Annotated in this window: 17 protein-coding genes; 6 read left to right on the top strand and 11 right to left on the bottom strand. The window is 57.7% G+C overall.

The window, feature by feature from the left end; genetic code table 11:
• The first annotated feature begins 403 nt into the window (after positions 1-403).
• On the top strand, positions 404-1,639 hold the full coding sequence (gene sbmA, locus IFU29_RS20485) for a peptide antibiotic transporter SbmA (protein ID WP_191935540.1): 1,236 nt from the start codon (positions 404-406) through the stop codon (positions 1,637-1,639).
• A gap of 80 nt (positions 1,640-1,719) precedes the next feature.
• Here the strand turns inward: sbmA and IFU29_RS20480 are convergent, their stop codons facing one another.
• Positions 1,720-3,372, bottom strand: a complete 1,653-nt coding sequence (locus IFU29_RS20480) for a dihydroxyacetone kinase subunit DhaK (protein WP_191935539.1) — start codon at positions 3,370-3,372, stop codon at positions 1,720-1,722.
• A gap of 258 nt (positions 3,373-3,630) precedes the next feature.
• The gene (locus IFU29_RS20475) at positions 3,631-3,942 is read right to left on the bottom strand and encodes a hypothetical protein (RefSeq protein WP_191935538.1); all 312 of its coding nucleotides are present in this window, start codon (positions 3,940-3,942) and stop codon (positions 3,631-3,633) included.
• A 19-nt stretch (positions 3,943-3,961) separates the two neighbouring features.
• Here IFU29_RS20475 and leuA point away from each other — a divergent pair, with 19 nt between their 5' ends.
• Positions 3,962-5,635: a 2-isopropylmalate synthase gene (leuA, locus tag IFU29_RS20470; RefSeq protein WP_191935537.1), complete on the top strand. Its 1,674-nt coding sequence runs from the start codon at positions 3,962-3,964 to the stop codon at positions 5,633-5,635.
• Here leuA and IFU29_RS20465 read toward each other — a convergent pair.
• The 3 genes from IFU29_RS20465 to gltP form a co-directional block, all read right to left on the bottom strand.
• Positions 5,617-6,381 carry an AraC family transcriptional regulator gene (locus tag IFU29_RS20465; protein ID WP_191935536.1) on the bottom strand — a complete coding sequence of 255 codons (765 nt, stop codon included), beginning with the start codon at positions 6,379-6,381 and terminating at the stop codon, positions 5,617-5,619. The two genes, leuA and IFU29_RS20465, sit on opposite strands and share 19 nt — an antisense overlap.
• A 137-nt stretch (positions 6,382-6,518) precedes the next feature.
• Positions 6,519-8,063: a methyl-accepting chemotaxis protein gene (locus IFU29_RS20460; RefSeq protein ID WP_191935535.1), complete on the bottom strand. Its 1,545-nt coding sequence runs from the start codon at positions 8,061-8,063 to the stop codon at positions 6,519-6,521.
• Between the two features lie 367 nt (positions 8,064-8,430).
• Entirely contained in the window at positions 8,431-9,732 is a 1,302-nt protein-coding gene (gene gltP, locus IFU29_RS20455) for a glutamate/aspartate:proton symporter GltP (protein ID WP_191935534.1), read from the bottom strand.
• Between the two features lie 523 nt (positions 9,733-10,255).
• Here gltP and acs point away from each other — a divergent pair.
• The 3 genes from acs to IFU29_RS20440 all read left to right on the top strand — a co-directional run bounded on the left by acs (position 10,256) and on the right by IFU29_RS20440 (position 14,431).
• A complete protein-coding gene (gene acs, locus IFU29_RS20450) occupies positions 10,256-12,211 on the top strand; it encodes an acetate--CoA ligase (RefSeq protein WP_191935533.1) in 1,956 nt (651 codons plus the stop codon).
• A 253-nt stretch (positions 12,212-12,464) separates the two neighbouring features.
• Positions 12,465-12,776 (top strand): DUF485 domain-containing protein, encoded by a 312-nt coding sequence (locus IFU29_RS20445; protein WP_191935532.1) that lies wholly within the window; start codon positions 12,465-12,467, stop codon positions 12,774-12,776.
• Positions 12,773-14,431 (top strand): cation acetate symporter, encoded by a 1,659-nt coding sequence (locus IFU29_RS20440; RefSeq protein WP_191935531.1) that lies wholly within the window; start codon positions 12,773-12,775, stop codon positions 14,429-14,431. The genes IFU29_RS20445 and IFU29_RS20440 overlap by 4 nt, the downstream gene beginning before the upstream one ends.
• Before the next feature lie 89 nt (positions 14,432-14,520).
• Here IFU29_RS20440 and IFU29_RS20435 read toward each other — a convergent pair whose 3' ends face one another.
• The 3 genes from IFU29_RS20435 to IFU29_RS20425 form a co-directional block, all read right to left on the bottom strand.
• Entirely contained in the window at positions 14,521-15,066 is a 546-nt protein-coding gene (locus tag IFU29_RS20435) for a YfaZ family outer membrane protein (protein WP_062748087.1), read from the bottom strand.
• A gap of 140 nt (positions 15,067-15,206) precedes the next feature.
• Positions 15,207-15,905 carry an LrgB family protein gene (locus tag IFU29_RS20430; protein ID WP_062748088.1) on the bottom strand — a complete coding sequence of 233 codons (699 nt, stop codon included), beginning with the start codon at positions 15,903-15,905 and terminating at the stop codon, positions 15,207-15,209.
• A complete protein-coding gene (locus IFU29_RS20425) occupies positions 15,898-16,326 on the bottom strand; it encodes a CidA/LrgA family protein (protein WP_191935530.1) in 429 nt (142 codons plus the stop codon). Before IFU29_RS20425 ends, IFU29_RS20430 begins: the two co-directional genes overlap by 8 nt.
• 107 nt (positions 16,327-16,433) lie before the next feature.
• On the opposite strand from IFU29_RS20425, the gene IFU29_RS20420 reads away from it, so the two are divergent.
• Positions 16,434-17,336: a LysR family transcriptional regulator gene (locus IFU29_RS20420; protein ID WP_191935529.1), complete on the top strand. Its 903-nt coding sequence runs from the start codon at positions 16,434-16,436 to the stop codon at positions 17,334-17,336.
• Between the two features lie 84 nt (positions 17,337-17,420).
• Here IFU29_RS20420 and IFU29_RS20415 read toward each other — a convergent pair whose 3' ends face one another.
• The 3 genes from IFU29_RS20415 to IFU29_RS20405 all read right to left on the bottom strand — a co-directional run bounded on the left by IFU29_RS20415 (position 17,421) and on the right by IFU29_RS20405 (position 21,627).
• Entirely contained in the window at positions 17,421-19,070 is a 1,650-nt protein-coding gene (locus tag IFU29_RS20415; protein ID WP_191935528.1) for a Na+/H+ antiporter, read from the bottom strand.
• Between the two features lie 173 nt (positions 19,071-19,243).
• On the bottom strand, positions 19,244-20,593 hold the full coding sequence (locus tag IFU29_RS20410) for an NCS2 family permease (RefSeq protein ID WP_062748096.1): 1,350 nt from the start codon (positions 20,591-20,593) through the stop codon (positions 19,244-19,246).
• A 371-nt stretch (positions 20,594-20,964) separates the two neighbouring features.
• Entirely contained in the window at positions 20,965-21,627 is a 663-nt protein-coding gene (locus IFU29_RS20405; protein WP_191935527.1) for a glutathione S-transferase family protein, read from the bottom strand.
• Between the last annotated feature and the right edge of the window lie 21 nt (positions 21,628-21,648).

Raw genomic sequence — 21,648 nt, 5'->3', positions numbered from 1 at the left:
GTTCAGCGCTGCATACGCCTTTCAGTGGCGTAAAATAACCCGCTCCTGCCGCGCGGCGGCAGCAGGATTCTTGACTGCTAATGTGGTCAAACCACATGGGTATAAACCTATAACATCAGTCTATTCAAGCAATTTCCTTCCAATCACGTCCGTTCATTGACGGTCGTCGACGTTGCTCAAAAAAATATTCAGCGTGAATTTTTACCTTTTTGACCTTAATGACGTCAGTTTAAAGGTTAATTTGGCCTTTCACTTCTACAAAATAAAGAGTACGGGAAAATTAACGGCACAATTAACCATGAAATAAACAAGATGTTTATCCCGACATTAATAGATACAACCGTAACGAGATCACTCAGCGTTAATCGCGGTATAACCAGCAAACATTAACAGCGGAGTGCCTATGTTTAAATCTTTTTTCCCCAGGCCCGGGCTGTTTTTCAGCAGCGTGGTGATATGGAGTTTCTTAGCGGTGGTGTTCTGGTTTGGCTATGCCGACAGCAGGCTGGCTCACCTGATGATTCATCTCTCCTTGCTTCCACCCGGTGTGTTACCGAACAACGCCCTGCGGTTTATTTCTCCCGCCGAGCTGGGTTTCTACAGCTATTATCTGCTGGCCACGCTGCTGTTTGCTGGCTTCTGGTTTTTCGTCAGCCCCCACCCCTGGCAGCGCTGGTCAATCCTGGGCAGTGCGCTGATTATCTTCGTCACCTGGTTTTCCGTGCAGGTGGGCGTGGCGATCAACAGCTGGTACGAACCCTTCTACGATCTGATACAGAAAGCCATGGCGCATCCGAATACCATTAAAATTTCGGCGTTTTATACTCAGGTCAATGGCTTCCTCAGCATCGCGCTGATTGCCGTGGTGATTGACGTGCTGAATCTGTTTTTTATCAGCCACTATGTCTTCCGCTGGCGCACCGCGATGAACAGCTATTATATGGCGCACTGGTCGCGGCTGCGCCATATCGAAGGCGCTGCCCAGCGCGTGCAGGAGGATACGATGCGCTTTGCCTCGACCCTGGAAGATATGGGGGTCAGGCTGATTGATGCGGTGATGACGCTGATTGCCTTCCTGCCGGTGCTGGTGGCGCTGTCCGTACACGTGAAGACCGTGCCGATCCTCGGGCAGGTGCCCTATGCGCTGGTGATTGCAGCGGTGGTCTGGTCACTGTTCGGCACCGGGCTGCTGGCGCTGGTGGGGATTAAGCTTCCAGGATTGTCATTTCGTAATCAGCGGGTGGAGGCGGCCTATCGTAAAGAGCTGGTGTATGGTGAAGATAATGCGGATCGTGCCAGCCCGCCAAAGGTTCGTGAGCTGTTCTTCAGCGTGCGCAAAAACTACTTCCGCCTCTATTTTCACTATCTCTACTTTAATATCGCGCGCATTTTCTATCTGCAACTGGATGCGGTATTCAGCATCTTTGTGCTGTTTCCCTCGATTGTGACGGGCGCTATCACGCTCGGGCTGCTGACGCAGATCACTAACGTCTTCGATCAGGTGCGAGGCGCGTTCCAGTATCTGATTAACGCCTGGACCACGCTGGTAGAGTTGATGTCGATCTACAAGCGTCTGCGCAGCTTCGAGCAGGCGCTGGACGTGAAGGAGCTGAGCATAGAAGGTCAGCCCCTACAATGAAATGTAGGGGCAACTCTTTTTTTCCGGTCGCCCCATGCCGGGAACAGGCACAACCCGGCAACAGGGACCGTTACCCGGCTTTACGCCGGTTGACCTGCCGCCAGCGCAGCAAACACCTTCTCAACGGCACAGGCACCCGGATCTTTCACGCCGTCCAGACTCTCCTGATTAAGGTAGGACGATCGTCCGGCGCGAGCGCTGCGCATGCTGCTGGTGCTGTCGGCCCCTTCCCTGGCCGCCGCCGCAACGCGGGTCAGGTCGTCACCGTTCAGCAGCGCGGCAAAGGCGGGGTGTAAGGCATCGATCATCGTGCGGTCCCCGACCTGCGCTCCGCCGTAGTGCTGCATCCGCTCCAGACCTGCGGTCAGGGCTTCAGCCAGCGACGCCCCGCTGGCCAGCTGCTGTCCGGCAGCGGTAAACATAATCGACATCAGCACCCCGCTGGACCCGCCCATGACGGTGGCCAGCTTTTCCCCCACGACCGTCAGTAGCGCATCCGGCTGGTTGAGCGGCAGCGCGTGGGCCTCACTGGCGTCCAGTACGCTACGGGCACCCGCGGCAAAGGTCGATCCGGTATCCCCGTCACCCACTTTCGCATCCAGCTGGTTAAGCTCACTCTCCAGACCGATCAGCGTCTGACAGATCGTCTTCACGATGGCTGCCGCCGTCGGGTTATCCGACGGGGTAAAGGACTGCAGCTGCGCGGCCGTTTTCGCCGGAATTTCCGCCGCGGAGAACGGCGCGAACGCCGTGATCCAGCCGCTGACCTGTACCGGGGCCAGCAGGGCCTCCTCCCTTTCAGCATCCAGCTGCATCACCGACAGGGAAAACCCTTTCATATCAAGCGCGCTGACCAGCGTCGCCGGGCCAATCAGCAGCGTCACCTGCTGGCCCAGCGCGGAATGCAGCGCTTCACGCACCACTATTGCCATCTCCAGCGCCGAAAAGCCGCCCAGGTTGTTGACCATCAGGGCGAGGGGACCCGCGATTTTTTTCGCCGTCAGACGCGACACCAGCTCTGCCACGATCTCCGCGCTGTTCTGGGTTTTCAGCGTTAAAGCACCCGGCTCACCGTGGATCCCCATACCCAACTCGCTGCCCCCTTCCGGCACGCGATGGTCGTCACGCGCCTCGCCCGGAACGTGGCAGGTGGTGAACGCCAGCCCGATAGAGGACGTCGCGTCACAGGCCTGCTGTGCCACGGCGGCCACCTGCGCCAGGGTCTGCCCCTGTTCAGCGGCATAGCCGGCAACTTTATGCACCAGAGCCGTTCCGGCAATGCCCCGTGGCTGCGGGTTTTCCGGCAGCGCAATATCGTCGCGCACCATCACCATTTCCACCTTATAACCCAGGCCCCGGGCTTTCTCCGCCGCCAGACCAAAGTTAAGGCGGTCGCCGGTATAGTTTTTTACGATCAACAGGCAGCCGGCATCTCCGGTGACGTTGATAATGGCATGCAGCACCGCATCCACGCTGGGTGACGCGAAGATATCGCCGCACACCGCCGCCGTCAGCATCCCCTGACCGACAAAGCCGATATGGGCTGGCTCATGCCCCGAACCGCCACCCGAAATCAGGGCGACGCGCGACTTATCCCAGTCCTTGCGGACCACCACCCGCATCTGCGGCCCCAGCGACAAGCGGCCAAGATTATGATGCGGGGAACTGAGCAAAATGCCCTCAATCGCGTCGTTCACAACATGCTGTTTCTGATTCATAAAAAACTGACTCATTGAAGCTCCTCATCCACAAGCGAATAATGGTTAATGGTTCATATATTAATAAAACCTTAATGGAACAGAGATACTTACGATATTTCCTATTTACAGTAGAGTTCAACACTGAAAATAGCCCCGGTGTTTTTTACCGGCAAAATGGCAGCGTGACTAAAAACAGGCTATCACAATGATAAAAAAGAAAACTTACTACTGTGTAATATTTTAATACATATTAACTGCCGCCGATAAGCGATAATGAAATTGTAGTATCAATCACAATTTGCTATTAAAAGAACTGCGGAAAGGCAAAAAAAAGTTTATAACTAAATGTGGCTGATAAGACGGTAACAATAGAATACCGCTTATCGATAACCTCCACGTTTCGCCGCCTGAGCGGGCGTTCTCTTCACCGGCCCCCCCGCTACCCGTATCACCCGTCATACCCACGCCAACACCAGGGCGTAAAAGGAGCAGGGGTTTCCCTTTTGCTCCTTTTTTTTCCTCTTCAGTTGTCACTTTTTCATACACGGTTGTCAGTTTTGCGCCAGCCAGAACCGGCATCGTCACTGCAGTATAGGGCTTCACCCAACAAGGAGCCTGACCGATGCTGCAGCAACCCGCCGACAAATATCACCCGTTTCCTCCCGTCACGCTGACCGATCGCCAGTGGCCAGGCCGAACGCTGAAGAGCGCGCCACGCTGGCTCTCAACGGACCTGCGCGATGGCAACCAGTCGCTGGCCGAACCGATGGATGCGGCACGTAAGAAAGCATTCTGGCAGCTGCTGCTACAGTGTGGTTTCAGGGAGATTGAAGTGGCGTTTCCCTCGGCGTCACAGACGGACTTCAACTTTGTGCGTGAGCTGATCGAAGAGCAGATGATCCCTGATGATGTGACTATCCAGGTGCTGACCCAGGCCAGGGCCGATCTGATCGACCGTACGTTTGTGGCGCTGGAGGGGGCAAAACAGGCCTGTATCCACCTGTATAACGCCACGGCCCCGGTATTTCGCCGCCTGGTGTTTCGCCAGAGCCGTGAGCAGATTATCGAACTGGCCGTTAACGCCACGCGACTCATTCGCCAGCGCTGCGAAGAGCAGCCGCAGACTCACTGGACCTTTGAATATTCGCCGGAAACCTTCTGCTTCACCGAGGCCGATTTCGCCCTGGAGATCTGCGAGGCCGTGGCGGCCGTCTGGGAGCCCTGTGCGCTGCGGCCGATGATCATCAATCTGCCCGCCACGGTCGAGGTAAGTACGCCTAACGTCTATGCCGATCAGATCGAATACTTCTGTCGTCACTTTTCCCGCCGCCCACAGGTCTGTATTAGCGTACATCCGCATAACGATCGCGGTACCGGTATTGCTGCCGCCGAACTGGCACTGCTGGCAGGGGCTGACCGGGTGGAAGGCTGCCTGTTCGGCAACGGGGAACGCACCGGTAATGTCGATCTGGTGACCATGGCGCTGAACTTCTACACCCAGGGCATTGATCCGCAGCTTAACTTTAGCCAGATGAAGCAGGTCGTCGACGTGGTGGAACAGTGTAACCAACTGCCGGTTCATCCGCGCCATCCCTACGCCGGAGAGCTGGTCTTTACCGCATTTTCCGGTTCCCACCAGGATGCGATTAAAAAAGGGTTTGCCGCGCGCCAGCAGCAGCAGGACAGCCGCTGGGAAGTCCCCTATCTGCCTCTGGATCCGGCGGACATCGGCTGCAGCTATGAGGCGGTGATCCGCGTCAACAGCCAGTCAGGAAAAAGTGGGGCGGCGTGGATGATTGAGCAGAATCACGGCCTGACGCTACCGCGCACTCTGCAGCAGGACTTCAGCCAGCAGGTACAGCAGGTGGCCGATGCGGAAAATCGTGAAATGACCCAGGCGGCCATCTGGCAGCTGTTCCGCCGGGTGTACGGCATTGAAGCCCCGACGTTGCAACTGGGGGAGTACCGCAGCGAAAGTGACAGCCAGGGAGAGTTACGCTTCGAGGCAGGCATCCGCCGGGGCGATCGGTATGACAGCATCAGCGGGCGCGGAAACGGCCTGCTGTCAGCGGCTGCGGATGCGCTGCGCCAGTCGCTGGACATCGCGTTTACCATTCAGGATTATCACGAGCATACCCTCGGCCAGCGCAGCGACAGCCGGTCCGTCACCTATCTGCGCTGCATCTTCCCCGGCAACCGCAGCGCCTGGGGCGTGGGTATCGACAGTGATGTATCACGCGCCTCTTTGCAGGCACTCCTGAACGCCGTGGCGCAGCATCAGCCGGCCGGGAAATAGTCACTGGGGGCGACGCCAAGGATGCGGCGGAACATGGCGCTGAAGGCGCTCTGGCTTTCATAGCCCAGCTCCAGCGACACCGTCAGCACCGAATCTCCCCGCGCCAGGCGCGTCAGGGCTTCCATCAGCCGGGCGCGTCTGACCCAGTCGCTGAACTGCAGGCCCGTCTCCTGATAAAAACGCCGGGCGAGCGTGCGGCTACTGACGTTGACCCGACGAGCGCTGTTTTCCAGCGTCCAGCTCTCTCCCGGCGACGCGCGCAGTGCCCGGCACAGCCCCAGCAGCGCCTCGCTCTGCGGTTCCGGCAGGCTGAAGGGGAGCTCGGTCATCACGCGGATTTCATCAAGGATCAGTTCATAGATACGCTCGGCACGGCTGGCGGGGGCATAGGCTTCGGGCAGATCCAGCGCGCTGACGATCAGCTCACGCAGCAGCGGCGAAATCTGCACCACCTGACAGCTGGCCGGCAGGTCAGCACGCGCCAGCGGATCGACAAACAGCGTGCGGGCGGCCACCTCGCCGGTCATCTGCAGGGCGTGTTTCACCCCGGCCGGCAGCCATACGCCGCGACCCGGCGGCACAATCCAGTGCCCCAGCGCCGTCTCCACCCTGACGACACCGGTCAGCGTATGCACCAGTTGCGCACAGTTGTGATGGTGCTGCGGTTCAACGTCGCCGTGACGGTAGTCGTGCGCGTAGGGGACCAGCGGGCGGTGGGCAAAGGAAAAATCGAGAATGGCGGACATGGGGTTCTCGCAGGTTGACGGAGATCCATCCTAGCAAAAAAAAGGGCGACCGGAAAAAAAGGTCGCCCCTGGTGAAGCTCATCACCGGCACGGGCGGCCGGACCTTACCGTCTGCGCCAGGGCGGGCGTAACCGTGGTTAACGGAAGACGCTGATCGCCTCGACCAGCCGCGTCGCCTGCCGCGTCATCCGGCTGGAAGCCTGTGCGCCCTCTTCTACTTTCGCGGCGTTCTGATGGGTGATGTGGTCGAGATCTTCCACCGCCAGGCTAATCTCACCGATGGCCGTAGCCTGTTGCGCGGTAGCCGCACTGATCTCGGCGATCAGCGATGTGACGTTCTGCACCTGAGAAACAATGCTTTCCATCGTTTTACCCGCCTCATTCACATGCAGCGTGCCGGATTTGACCTTACCGGCGCTGCTCTCTACCAGCATTTTGATCTCACTGGCGGCTTTCGCGCTGCGCTGGGCCAGGCTGCGTACTTCTCCCGCTACCACGGCAAACCCTTTCCCCTGTTCTCCCGCACGGGCGGCTTCCACCGCGGCATTCAGCGCAAGGATATTCGTCTGGAAGGCAATACCGTCAATCACGCTGGTAATATTGGCGATTTGCTTAGAACTTTCGGTAATTTCCGCCATCATTTTAACCATATCAGTCATCGCCTCTCCCCCCTGCACCGCAGCCTTACTGGTGCTGATCGACAGGCTTTTGACTTCGGCGGCGGTGTCGGTATTACTCTTCACCGTGGCGGTCATTTCGTTCATCGTCGCGGCAGTCTGCTGGACGTTAGCCGCCGCCTGCTCCGTGCGGCGGCTCAGTTCGCTGTTGCCCTGCGCAATGGCGTCGCTGGCGCTGAGCACGTTAATGGCCTGGCCGCTGACGTCATCGACCAGCCAGCGGAACATCAGCCCCAGCTGACCAATGGCCCGCAGCGTCGTGCCCACCTCATCGACCCGGTCCATCTGCTCGACTTTATGATCGGCACCGGTAGCGACGCGCAGCGCCTGCTGACAGACCCGTTCAATCGGCCGGGAAACCTGCATTTCCAGCCAGGCTGAAGCCAGCAGCAGCAGCAGCGCCATACCCGCAGCAAACAGGCCCAGCGCCCCGTGGCTCAGGCCCAGCCCCCACACACCCAGCGTGGCCAGCGGCAGTACCGCCAGCAGCGCCGAGCGGATACGCCAGCGCAGCGGCAGCGTTTTAAACAGTGAACGCCAGCTCATCAGACCGGTGCGGACAATCAGCCCTTTATGGAAACGTTTACCTTTTGCCCTGCCATTACGAAAATCCTGGTACAGACGTTCCGTTGCGCGCACCTCCTCCTCACCCGGTTTGGTGCGCACCGACATATACCCCTGCACGTTGCCGTTGCGCACCACCGGGATGGCATTGGCCCGCACCCAGTAGTGATCGCCATCTTTACGACGGTTTTTGACCAGCGCGGTCCAGGGCTCCCCTTTCTTCAGCGTTGCCCACATATCGGCAAAGGCTTCCGGCGGCATATCCGGGTGACGCACCATATTATGGGGCTGGCCGTTGGTTTCCTCCGGCGTAAAACCGCTGACCTCAATAAAGGCATCATTGGCATAGGTGATGTAGCTACGGGGATCGGTGGTCGACATGAGCGTGGCGTCATCGCCAAACTCATATTCCTGCTGCGTAACGGGCAAGTTATTGCGCATGGGTTAAATCCTTGAATGGATCAACGGGAGTTGTACCAGGGAATATTAGTAACGTTTTTTTATATTTTCGGCGCGAAACCGGGGATCTTTAGCCGGGTTTACGCGAATAGCGTGATCGGGGCGACAAAGCCAGTAACATTGGCATTCGTGCCCTGCAGGCAAACACGTGGCCAGCACCAGCAAAACCGCTTCTTTTTTAGCAGGGTATTATTCTTTAGAGAAAATTTATGATACGGCAATACATCTTTATTCAGGCAAGCCAGAAGCGGGAAGGTCAGGCAGAGAGGTGTAAGAAAAGAGGGATAAAGGAAGGCGTGGACCGGGAAGGGATCGGGCTGGCGGTCAGAACCGCCAGCCCGCAGGAGGGTTACGCTGAAGGCTGCGCCTTCAGCTGTGCCTCATAGGCACGGGCCTGTTTGGCATCAAACTGGTCTTCCCACTTGGCAATTACCAGCACCGCCAGCGCATTACCTACGACGTTCAGCGCGGTACGCGCCATATCGAGGATACGGTCAACACCGGCGATAAACGCCAGGCCTTCCAGCGGAATACCGACGCTGCCCAGCGTCGCCAACAGCACCACAAAGGAGACGCCCGGCACGCCGGCAATCCCTTTCGAGGTGACCATCAGCGTCAGCACCAGCACGATTTCCTGACCCAGAGAGAGGTCAATGCCGTACAGCTGGGCGATAAAGATGGCGGCAATGCTCTGATAGAGCGTGGAGCCGTCGAGGTTAAACGAATAGCCGGTCGGCACCACAAAGCTGGTGATCGCCTTCGGCGCACCGTAGGCTTCCATCTTCTCCATAATACGCGGCAGCACGGTTTCCGAGCTGGCGGTAGAGTAAGAGAGGATCAGTTCATCTTTCAGAATGCGGATCAGGGTGGTAATACGCAGCTTACAGAAGCGGGCCACCGCACCGAGAACCACCAGCGCAAAGAACAGGATCGCCACGTACACCAGGATCACCAGCTTCGCCAGCGGCCACAGTGAGGCAAAGCCAAAGTTCGCCACGGTCACCGAGATCAGCGCAAACACCCCGACCGGCGCATAGCGCATGATCATGTTGGTGACTTTGAACATCGCTTCTGACGTTGAACGGAACACTTTCACCAGCGGGTCACGGTGTTCCGACGGCAGGGAGGAGAGGCCCAGGCCAAACAGCACGGAGAAGAAGATAATCGGCAGCATGTCGCCTTTGGCAATCGCCGCAAAAATATTCTGCGGGATCAGCGACAGGATGGTGCTCACCAGACTGTGTGGCTGCCCCTGAACCTGTGCCGTTGTGGCTTCATACTGAGAGATGTCCACCGTTGCCAGCGTCGACATATCAATGCCGGAGCCGGGTTGAAACACGTTCGCCAGAGTAATACCTGTCACAATGGCAATGGTGGTAATCACTTCGAAATAGACGATGGTTTTAACACCAATGCGCCCGAGTTTTTTGGCATCACCTACGCCGGCAATACCGACAATCAGTGTAGAAATAACGATAGGTACGACGATCATTTTGATCAGGTGGATAAAGATATCACCGGCCGGACTGAGAATGTTGGTGACTAACCATTCACGGTTTTCCGGCTGATTATGCAGTATCGCGCCCGCGGCGATCCCCAGAACCAGTGCAATCAGTATTTGCCATGCAAGGCTGAATTTTACGGCTTTCATAACGTGTCTGTTTCCTTAACAAAACCTGCTTTCCGCGTGTGGTATGCGGAGTGAATAACACTCAAGGGAGGCTGACCGGAATCGGGCAATTCGCAGGTAATGGATGGTTGATTCCTGATTAACAGGCGCGTAATCAGTACCATTTTCAACGCCCTAAATGCAACCCCGCGAGAGATGAGGCTAATTAACCATCACTCAACAGGATAAAGCCCTGCTTTACGCCAAATAAAATAACTCTTTGTAATAATTAGAAATATTCCTGCCTGATACCGCATGACTATGCAGAAACGGGGTATTACCCCGCAGAAACAAAATGGTCTATTTGCGCCTTTTTTGTGCGACTTGTCGTGCGCCTCTCAACGATTACTGCGCGAAATGAATATCTTTAACGCCGTCAGATGACCCGGATCCATCAGATTATGTTATGGCGTGATCTGCCGCGCAAAAAGAAAACAAAGCCAAACCAACATCTTCACTTAACCTTTGATTGACATATTATTAACAATCTTCAAGGAGGCCAGCTATGAGCCAGTCACATACCTACCCGGTTCCCGCGAACATTGCGGAAAATACTCTGATTACACCCCAGCAGTACTCGTCGATGTATCAGCAGTCAGTACAGGACCCCGATGCGTTCTGGGGTGAGCAAGGTAAAATCCTGGACTGGATTAAGCCTTATACAGTGGTGAAAAACACCTCCTTCGCCCCCGGCAATGTCTCTATACGCTGGTTTGAGGACGGGACCCTGAACCTGGCGGCGAACTGCCTTGACCGCCATCTGACCAGCCGGGGTGACCACCCGGCCATTATCTGGGAAGGCGACGACAGCAGCGAAAGCAAAACCATCACCTATCGTGAGCTGCATCGCGACGTCTGTCGCTTTGCCAATACCTTAAAAGAGCTGGGCATCAGCAAAGGCGATGTCGTGGCTATCTATATGCCGATGGTGCCGGAAGCCGCCGTCGCGATGCTGGCCTGTGCGCGGATTGGTGCCGTGCATACGGTGATCTTTGGCGGCTTCTCTCCCGAAGCCGTAGCCGGGCGTATTATCGACTGTAACGCCCGTCTGGTGATCACCGCCGACGAAGGCATCCGCGCCGGACGCGCCATTCCGCTGAAGAAAAACGTCGATGATGCGCTGAATAACCCTAACGTGACCAGCGTTGGCAAAGTGGTGGTCTTCCGTCGTACCGGGAAAGACGTGGGCTGGAACAACGGCCGTGACCTGTGGTGGCACGAGCTGGTGAATAAAGCCAGCGCCCATCATCAGCCCGAAGAAGTGGGGGCGGAAGACCCGCTGTTTATCCTTTATACCTCCGGCTCTACCGGGAAGCCAAAAGGCGTGCTGCATACTACTGGGGGCTATCTGGTCTATGCGGCAACCACCTTTAAGTACGTGTTCGATTACCATCCGGACGACGTTTACTGGTGTACCGCCGACGTTGGCTGGGTCACCGGTCACAGCTATCTGCTGTATGGCCCGCTGGCCTGTGGGGCAACGACCCTGATGTTTGAAGGCGTGCCGAACTGGCCAAAACCGAGCCGGATGGCGGAAGTGGTGGATAAGCATAAGGTCACCATTCTGTATACCGCCCCGACGGCGGTACGCGCACTGATGGCCGAAGGCGACAAAGCGATTGAAGGCACCGACCGCTCCAGCCTGCGTATCCTCGGCTCCGTAGGCGAGCCGATTAACCCGGAAGCCTGGGAGTGGTTCCATAAAAAAATCGGCAATGGCCGCTGCCCGATCGTAGACACCTGGTGGCAGACGGAAACCGGTGGCTTTATGATCACCCCGCTTCCGGGAGCGACGGCGCTGAAACCCGGCTCGGCCACTAACCCGTTCTTTGGCGTGCAGCCTGCCCTGGTCGACAATGAGGGCAACGCCCTGGAAGGAGCCACAGAAGGTAACCTGGTGATCGTCGACTCCTGGCCTGGCCAGGCGCGAACCCTGTATGGCGATCACGAACGCTTTGAGCAGACCTACTTCTCTACCTTCAAAAATATGTACTTCAGCGGCGACGGCGCACGTCGTGATGAAGAGGGGTATTACTGGATCACCGGACGCGTCGATGATGTGCTCAACGTCTCCGGCCACCGTCTGGGCACAGCGGAGATCGAATCCGCGCTGGTATCGCACCCGCTGATCGCTGAAGCGGCGGTGGTGGGCATCCCGCACGGGCTGAAGGGCCAGGCGATATATGCCTACATTACCCTTAACCACGGCGAAGAGCCCTCGCCGGAGCTGTACACCGAAGTGCGTAACTGGGTGCGTAAAGAGATCGGCCCGATTGCCACCCCGGATGTGCTGCACTGGACGGACTCGTTACCGAAAACCCGCTCCGGCAAAATCATGCGCCGTATTCTGCGCAAAATCGCCGCCGGGGATACCAGTAACCTTGGGGATACCTCAACCCTCGCCGATCCTGGCGTGGTCGAGAAATTACTCGAAGAGAAGCAGTCGATTCAAATGCCATAACACGACAGGGGCCTCTGTGCCCCTGTTCTAAACTGCCGCAGAGCAGCCCTGCCGTATCAGGTCTTAATCTTGTCCGAACCAGGAATTATAAAAACTATATTTCACATTTCCCCTCAGTCACTGACGCTGCAGCAAGGCGGTAAAGCGATGAACTCCCGGGAACTTATTCGCATAAGTCACCAGGAAAAATGGCTCAGGCCTGTACCGCTGTGGCGTCAGGGATGAAGGGGGAAATACCTCTGGAGATATGACAATGAACGATGTCCTTTATCAAAGAATAGAAAAGAGCGCACGTTTTAAAGAGCTGGTGAGAAAACGCCAAAGCTTTGCCACCCTGCTGTCCGCCATTATGCTGGTGCTGTATGTCGGCTTTATCTTGCTGATTGCCTTCGCGCCCGCCTGGCTCGGCACCCCGCTTCATGAAGGGACGAATGTGACGCGCGGTATTCCCATTGGCGTAGGCCTGATTGTGATCTCCTTCCTGCTGACCGGCGTCTATGTCTGGCGTGCAAATGGCGAGTTCGACCGCCTGACCCGCGAACTGCTGAATGAGGTGAAAGGATGAAATCACGCCATCTGTTCTTTGCGCTGGCGGCCCTGCTGCCCTGCGGCGTGCTGGCGGCGGATGCCATCAGCGGTGCGGTTGAGCGCCAGCCCACCAACGTCGAAGCGATTGTCATGTTCCTGATTTTCGTCGGCTTTACGCTCGGGATCACCTACTGGGCCTCCAAGCGCACCCGGTCACGCAGTGACTACTATACGGCGGGCGGCAATATTACCGGCTTTCAGAATGGTCTGGCGATGGCCGGGGACTTTATGTCCGCCGCCTCGTTTTTGGGGATTTCGGCGCTGGTTTATACCTCCGGCTACGACGGACTGATCTACTCCCTGGGCTTCCTGGTGGGCTGGCCGATTATTCTGTTCCTGATCGCCGAGCGCCTGCGTAACCTCGGGCGTTATACCTTTGCCGATGTGGCCTCTTACCGCCTGAAACAGAAGCCAATCCGCACGCTTTCCGCCTGTGGATCCCTGGTGGTAGTGGCACTCTATCTGATTGCGCAGATGGTCGGCGCAGGCAAGCTGATCCAGCTGCTGTTCGGCCTGGATTATCATGTCGCGGTGGTGCTGGTTGGTATCCTGATGGTGATGTACGTGCTGTTTGGCGGCATGCTGGCCACCACCTGGGTACAGATTATTAAAGCCGTCCTGCTGCTGTTTGGGGCCAGCTTTATGGCCATTATGGTGATGAAAACGGTCGGTTTCAGTTTCAACACGCTGTTTACCGAAGCCATCAAGGTTCACCCGAAAGGGATTGCGATCATGAGCCCCGGTGGGCTGGTACACGATCCGATCTCTGCCCTTTCGCTCGGGCTGGGGCTGATGTTCGGTACGGCAGGTTTACCGCACATTCTGATGCGCTTTTTCACCGTCAGCGACGCGCGGGAAGCGCGCAAGAGCGTATTCTGGGCCACCGGCTTTATGGGTTACTTCTACTTCCTGACCTTTATTATCGGCTTTGGGGCCATTCTGCTGGTCGGGGCCAACCCGGCGTTTAAGGATGCTACCGGGGCGCTGATCGGCGGTAATAATATGGCGGCCGTGCATCTGGCGGACGCGGTGGGCGGCAGTCTGTTCCTCGGCTTTATCTCTGCCGTGGCCTTCGCGACCATTCTGGCGGTGGTCGCCGGACTGACGCTGGCGGGGGCTTCCGCCGTGTCTCATGACCTGTATGCCAGCGTCTTCCGTAAGGGGCAGGCGAGTGAAAAAGATGAGCTGCGGGTGTCAAAAATTACCGTCGTTCTGCTGGGTATTGTGGCGATCCTGCTGGGGATTATGTTTGAAAAGCAGAACATCGCCTTTATGGTCGGGCTGGCGTTCTCGATTGCTGCCAGCTGTAACTTCCCGATTATTTTACTGTCGATGTACTGGTCGAAGCTGACCACGCGCGGAGCGATGATTGGAGGCTGGCTGGGCCTGCTGACGGCGGTGCTGCTGATGATCCTCGGCCCGACGGTGTGGGTGCAGGTGCTGGGCAATGCGAAAGCAGTATTCCCGTATGAGTATCCGGCGCTGTTCTCAATGCTGGCGGCGTTTATCGGCACCTGGCTGTTCTCGGTGACCGACAGCTCGGCATCCGGTGCGGAGGAGCGTCAGCGCTTCCAGGCGCAGTTTGTTCGTTCACAGACGGGGATCGGCATTGAAGGCGGGAAAGGGCATTAATATCAGAGAGGCAGGTGCGGACCGGGTGTCACGGTCCGCACCGTAGCGGTTCACAGGGGCGGACCGGCTGTTTCGGTCCGCCCACGCTGTCAGAAATGAACAGCGGCACCCACGTATGGGCCATCGGCCACGACGTTATCTTTACGGCCATCTTTGCCGTTCATGGTCATATATTTGTAACCCACGCTCACATCCACCAGCGAGATAGGCTGGAAGCTTACGCCTGCAGACGCTTCCTGGTAGTTATCGATATGGCTGGAGAACGAGTCCGGAGACCAGAAGTATTCACCGTACACATTGAACATGTTAGTCACCGGGACTCGCACGCCGCCACCGATAGCCACACCGTAGCCATCTTTGGAGTCTTTCGGGTTAGTTGACATCGCTTTAACAGTAGGAGACAGGAACACATCACCGACAGCTACGTTGTAGCCCAGACCCAGGCTTTCTACGTTACCGTCGTGATCGCTGCGCAGCCAGTCACCGGAAAGTGCAAAACCAGGGGTATTAGTACCCAGGCCTACGTGAACGTCAGTGTAATCTTTGCCCACACTCACGCCACCTTCAATCGCCTGGGCAGAGCCTGCCAGCGCCAGCAGCGCCAGAGCGCCGGTTGTCATTGCCACTCTTTTCATTTTTTTCTCCTGATTAAAATTTACTCACGCCTTGATGCGGCGGCCTTGCAGAGTAAACCAACCGTTAAAGAAATTATATGAGAAAGCCGTGAATCAATGTGAATTTGAGTAACCTTACAAAAGCGCTGAAAACCGTTTATTTAACTCACGGCCCACATAATATGGCCAATGACCGGCGCGATCACCACCGTGACCACACCCGATAACATCATCACCAGGCTGGACACCACACCCTCCTGCTGCCCCATCTCATAGGCCCTTGCTGTCCCCGCACCGTGCGAAGCAGCCCCGAACCCGGCCCCCTTCGCCAGCCCCTGTTTGATCGCCAGACGCAGGAACAGCAGGTCCCCCACGGCCATGCCAAAGACCCCGGTGATCACCACAAACAGCGCCACCAGATCCGGCTGCCCACCCAGCTGCTTCGCCGCCGCCAGCGCAAAGGGCGTGGTGATAGAGCGAACCGCCAGACTGCGCTGAATGGCTTCCGGCAGGGCCAGCATCTGCGCCAGCCATACCGAACTGCACACCGCCACGGTCGTCGCGGTGATCACCCCGGCGCTGAGGGATAGCCAGTGACGGCGAATGATCGCCATGTTTTCATAGACCGGCACCGCGAATGCCAGCGTGGCCGGGCCAAGCAGCCACAGCAGCCAGCGGCTTTCCCCGATGTAGTCCTGCCAGGAGATATGGGCAACCAGCAGCAGCGCTACCAGCACCATAGGCGTCATCACCAGCGGCATCAGCAGCAGCCGGTGCCAGCGACGGTAGAGTCGCTTATTGAGGAAGTAAACCACCAGCGTGGCAAGCAGGCAGACGATACTGAGAATAAAATCACGCATCGTTTTTCCCCTGCTTACGGGCGGCAAGCCACAGTTCAAACCGGTATACCCGCTCCACCACCAGCGAGGTCGCCGCCAGCACCAGCAGCGTACTGAGGCCGATCACCAGCAGAATGCGCCAGCCTTCCACCCGCAGCAGGTCGCCGTAGTTCACCACCGCCACCACCGCCGGGACAAAGAACAGCAGCATTTCGGCCAGCAGCCAGCTGGCCCCCGCTTTCACCCAGCCCAGCGGCATCACACGCAGCATAATCATCGCCAGCAGCAGTAACATGCCGACAATGTTGGCAGGCAGCGGCAGGTGCAGCCAGTTCACTAACTGCTCTGACGCCAGAAAAAGCCCGACATACAGCGCCACCTGAAGCGGAACCCGCACCCGCTGCAGCCAGGCCGAACTCTGTGGACGTATTGCCAGTGCCATGCTGTTTTTCCCTCTTAAAATGTTTTTATGGGAAAGAGTATAAAGCGGTAACAAAGGGTGAAAAAAATGACTTAATATTATCCCAACTATGCCAGACAGGAATGATTATGGACGTTCGCGCCCTGCGCTACTTTGTGGAAGTGGTTCGTCAGCAAAGTTTTACCCGTGCCGCCGAGCAGCTGTACGTCACGCAGCCTACCATCAGCAAGATGCTGCGCCAGCTGGAGGATGAGCTGGGCTGTACGTTACTGATCCGCGAGGGCCGCAAGCTGCACCTGACCGATACCGGCCAGGCGGTGTACCAGCGCGGAGTCACCATCCTGCAGGAGTTTAAGCAGCTGGAGGCGGAGATCAGCGATATCAACGAACTGAAAACCGGTGAGCTGCGCCTGGGCATTCCCCCGATGGTCGGGATGCAGATTGCCGGATCGATCTCTGCCTTCCGCCAGCGCTATCCCGGCGTGGCGCTGAAAATCTCCGAGTTTGGCGGACTGACCGTTCAGCAGGCCGTGCTGTCCGGCAGCCTGGATATTGCCATGACCGCCCTGCCGGTGGCCGATGATTTGCCCCTCAACTCGCTGGCGCTGATGAGCCATCCGCTGTGCGTGCTGGTGCCGCGCACCGACGCCTGGCTGCGCCGCAGCCATATGCCGATCAGTGAACTGGCCGGGCTTCCCATTCTGATCTACAACGAGGAATTCTCCCTGAATCGCCAGCTGATGCGGGCGTTTCAGGCCAGCGGATTTACGCCACAGATTGCAGTGCGCAGCGGTCAGTGGGATTTTCTGGCGGCGATGGTACAGGCCGGGATGGGTGTGGCGATCCTGCCGGAGCCGATCTGCCAGCGTCTGGATAAAAGCCAGCTACTGTGGCTGCCGCTGGAGTCGGACCTGGTGTGGAAGCTGGGGCTGATCTGGCGGGAAGGGAGTTATCTGTCGCGCAGCGCCCAGGCGTGGATTACCTGCTGCCGCGAGTTCTGGCCGGGGGAAACGCCGTGCATTTCGTTGTGAACCGCTGGGGACAGACGTAAACAACACAAACCGGCGGCACGGGCGGCCAGGAAAGAAGGCCGCCCCTACCCGAATACTCTGCGGTTATTCTTCCTTTTCGACCAGCAGGGTTTCCATCAGATCGAGATCGTGCAGCAGTTTCTGCATGGTTTCATTGCTGATTTTCTGCGTGGCGCGCAGGTGATACAGCTCACCCCGTTCGGCACGCAGCCCGCTCAGGCGGAAGCGACGCTCCAGATTTTCGGCAAACAGCGCGCGCTCCATGTCCTCTTTGCCATCAACGCGACGGCGCAGGTTACCAATCACCCGGGAACTGACTTCTTTAATCAACTCAGGATCGATGTTCTCTTCCGTGTCATTGGTCAGCCGCTCTTCCATCTTATACAGGCTTTCAATCGCCGTAGCGGCCATCACCGCACGCGCCATCTGCAGCTCACGGCGGTGAACCGTCTTGTCGACGCCCTCCACTCCGCGCAGTAACAGCGGCAGCATCACCACGCCCACCAGCAGTGAGAACAGGATCACCCCGGTGGCCAGGAACACCAGTTCATAACGCGCCGGGAAGTCGTTGCCGTTACTCAGCAGCAGCGGAATAGACAGCACACCCGCCAGCGTTATCGCCCCGCGCACGCCAGCGAAGGAGGCAATCAGTAACTCACGCGTGGAGTAGCTGGAAAACTCCATCGGACGTTTTTTCAGCGCACTGCGGCTGATAAAGCGCATGGTCCACAGCCAGCCAAAACGAACGATCATCAGCGCCATATAGATCAGCACCACCGAGGCAAACAGCACCCACAGCTCCACGTTCGGGTCGGCATCGGCCTGACGTACGGAGATTTCCAGAATGCCCGGCAGCTGCAGACCCAGCATCAGGAACACCATGCCGTTAAACACGAATTCCAGCATCTGCCAGACGCTGTTGGCACGCAGGCGCATCGCCAGCGGTGCCTGACGAATAATGCCGGAGCGCGAGATGGTCATCCCGGCGGCGACCGCGGCAAGAATACCGGACACGCCGATATGCTCGGCAATCAGGTATGACGCAAACGGCAGCAGCAGCAGCAGCACGGTCTGCGTCGCCGGGTCATCCCCGCTCCAGCGGCTGAACAGGCGCAGCGACTTACCGTACAGCCAGCAGATGGCGATCCCCGCCAGCAGGCCACCAATCGCCACTTTCATAAACTCCAGCGACGCGCCCGAGACAGTAAAGACCATCGTACCCATGGCCACCGCAACGGCAAACTTCAGCGAGACCAGGCCAGACGCATCGTTCATCAGCGCCTCGCCCTGCAGGATGGCCATGATTTTTTTCGGGATGCGCCCCTCGCCGACAATGCCGGAGAGTGCAACGGCGTCGGTCGGTGACAGCACTGCCGCCAGCGCAAAGGCAGACAGGAGCGGAATGCCAGGCACCAGCCAGTAGATCAGGTAACCAATCCCGACCACGGTGATCAGCACCAGTACCAGCGCCAGGCCAAGGATCTCGCGCCCGTGATTGAGGAACTCGCTGGTCGGGGTTTTCCAGCCGTCAGCAAACAGCAGCGGCGGGATAAACAGGACTAAAAACAGCTCCGGGTCAAAATCGACGTGCAGGCCAAACGTCGGCCAGGCGAGCAAAGCGCCCATGGCAATTTGCACCAGCGGCAGAGGAATTTGAAAGGGAATAATACGCGCCGCGACGCCCGACAGCGACACAACCAGCGTCAAGATGAGAATGGTGAAGAAAATTTCCATGCGTTCCTTTTTATATGTCTTCCGAAGGCTCTGAACAAAAGCAGCCCAGGATTTGTATACCCTACGGGATAGTAAAGCAAATTAGGAAAGCGTTGAAAAACAGGATGTGCCTTAAGAGGGGAAATTCAGTGGCATCTGAAGGTGGGGCCGGCGATCCCGGCCCCGAAACAGCATTAAATCGCCCAGCCGCAGGCATAAAAAGCGACCAGCGCGACGGCAATCAGAACCGTACCGACGTTGAGCTTGCGCCATTCTCCGGCAAAGATGCGGCCGATCACCAGCGAACCAAAGCCGAGCATGATGCCGGTCACGATATTGCAGGTCAGTACAATAAATACGGCCGCCAGCAGGCCGGACATCGCATCGACGAAGTCGCTGAAGTCGATCTTGGAAACGTTGCTTAACATCAGCAGGCCAACGTACATCAGCGCGGGTGCGGTGGCATAGCCCGGCACGAGGTATGCCAGCGGCGACAGGAACAGGATCATCAGGAACAGAACACCGACCACAATGGCCGTCAGGCCGGTTTTACCGCCTGCCGCCGTTCCCGCTGCCGACTCGATGTACACCGCCGCAGGGGCTGCTCCAACCAGACCGGAGAAGATGCTGCTCAGAGAGTCACTGGTTAACGCCTTACCACCGTTGATGATCTGGTTGTCTTTATCCAGCAGGTTGGCCTGCCCGGCCACGGCGCGGATGGTACCCGTGGCATCAAAGACGGCGGTCATCACCAGCGCCAGCACGCTGGGCAACACTGCCGGTTTCAGTGCGCCGAGGATATCCAGGCTGAACAGCAGCGAATTCCCCTGTGCATCGCTCAGGCTGGGCATAGCAAACAGCCCCTGATAACTCACCGCCGGGTCAAAAATCAGGCCGATTACCGAGATGGTAATAATGGTCAGCAGAATACCGCCGGGTACGCGCAGTTTCTCCAGGCCAAAAATCACCGCCAGGCCCAGCAGCGTCATCACCACCGGGAATGACGGGAAGTGGCCCAGCGCGACCGGAAGTCCCGGCCCCGGGTTTTTCACCACCAGGCCGACGCCGTCGGCGGCGATCAGCAGCAGGAACAGGCCAATACCGACGCCGGTGCCGTGCGCCACGCCCATTGGCAGATTGCGCAGGATCCAGGCCCGGATACCGGTGGCTGAGATCAGCGTGAACAGGACCCCCATCAGGAACACCGCACCCAGCGCGACCGGCACGCTGATCTGCTGGCCCAGCACCAGGCTGAAGGCCGTGAAGGCCGTCAGTGAAATGGCACAACCAATCGCCATCGGCAGGTTGGCCCACAGCCCCATCAGCAGGGAACCAAACCCGGCGACCAGACAGGTTGCCACAAACACCGCCGTCGGCGGGAAGCCCGCTTTGCCCAACATTGAGGGCACCACGATCACGGAGTAGACCATCGCCAGGAAGGTCGTCAGACCCGCCAGGATTTCCTGACGGACGCTGCTACCGCGCGCAGAAATTTTGAACCAGGCGTCGAGAGAGCCGCTGGCCGGTTGAGAAGGAGCTGACATTGTAATCCCCTGAGCATTCTTATGAGTTATCGCTGCGTGGTACCGCTGCATCCCAGCGGTAGTCAACGTTTGCATCCCTGGCACAATATTCACGGTGTCAAAAACCTCAGGGCGAGGCACAAACCGGATAAAGGCAAACGTTTACTATTCCACGTAAAAACCGCGTCATTGCAGTGCGTATTTTCGCGCAAACGATTATCCGGTGTTTAATGGTGCATATTCAACACCTGTTAACGCTTAAATTTGCATAAGTCTTGATTTACATCCCCCTGGTCATTCACACAGAGGGATGTTAACGGGGGAAGCCCCCTGTCCTCTCATAGCGCTTTCTTATGACGGCGATACGGGGAGGGGGTCAGACGGGAACCTGCTCAGTCAAACTTGACTTCACCGCCCTGCTGCAGCGCACGCTGCCAGGCGGCACGGCTCTGCACCTTCTGCAGCCAGGCCTGGATAGCCGGGCTGTCTGCGGCCCCGCCACGTGCGGTCAGCGCCTGCAGGGGGAAGCTCATCTGGACGTCAGCGATGCTAAACCGGCTACCGGCAAACCATTCGTTGCGGGCCAGATGCTGCTCAATAAACTGACGGTGGTTAGCGATCTGCGGGTCGAGGTAACCTTTCTGCACCCCTTTACCAAAAGCGCTGCCGATTGGCCGCAGCAGCCAGGGGACAGGGGCTTTTCCCATGCGGCTGAAAATCAGCTTCATCACCAGCAGCGGCATCAGGGAGCCTTCTGCATAGTGCAGCCAGTAGCGTGACTGGATCACCGCCTCATCATCGGCCAGCTTCAGCTGGCCGGCAGCATCATAATGTGATTCGAGATATTCCAGGATCGCCCCTGACTCCGCCACCACGCGATTATCATCGGTGATCACCGGGGCTTTACCTAACGGGTGTACTTTTTTCAGCTCCGGGGGGGCAAGCAGCGTGCCCTCCCGCTGATAACGTTTAATCTGATACGGGACTTCCAGCTCTTCCAGCAGCCACAGCACGCGCTGTGAGCGCGAATTATTCAGGTGATGTACGGTGATCATAGTCGCTCCTTAAAACCTGAG

The organism is Erwinia persicina, from assembly GCF_014838825.1.
Lineage (GTDB): Bacteria > Pseudomonadota > Gammaproteobacteria > Enterobacterales > Enterobacteriaceae > Erwinia > Erwinia persicina_A.
The sequence above is the reverse complement of the archived record's forward strand: the minus strand, read 5'-3'. Positions and strand labels throughout refer to the sequence as shown.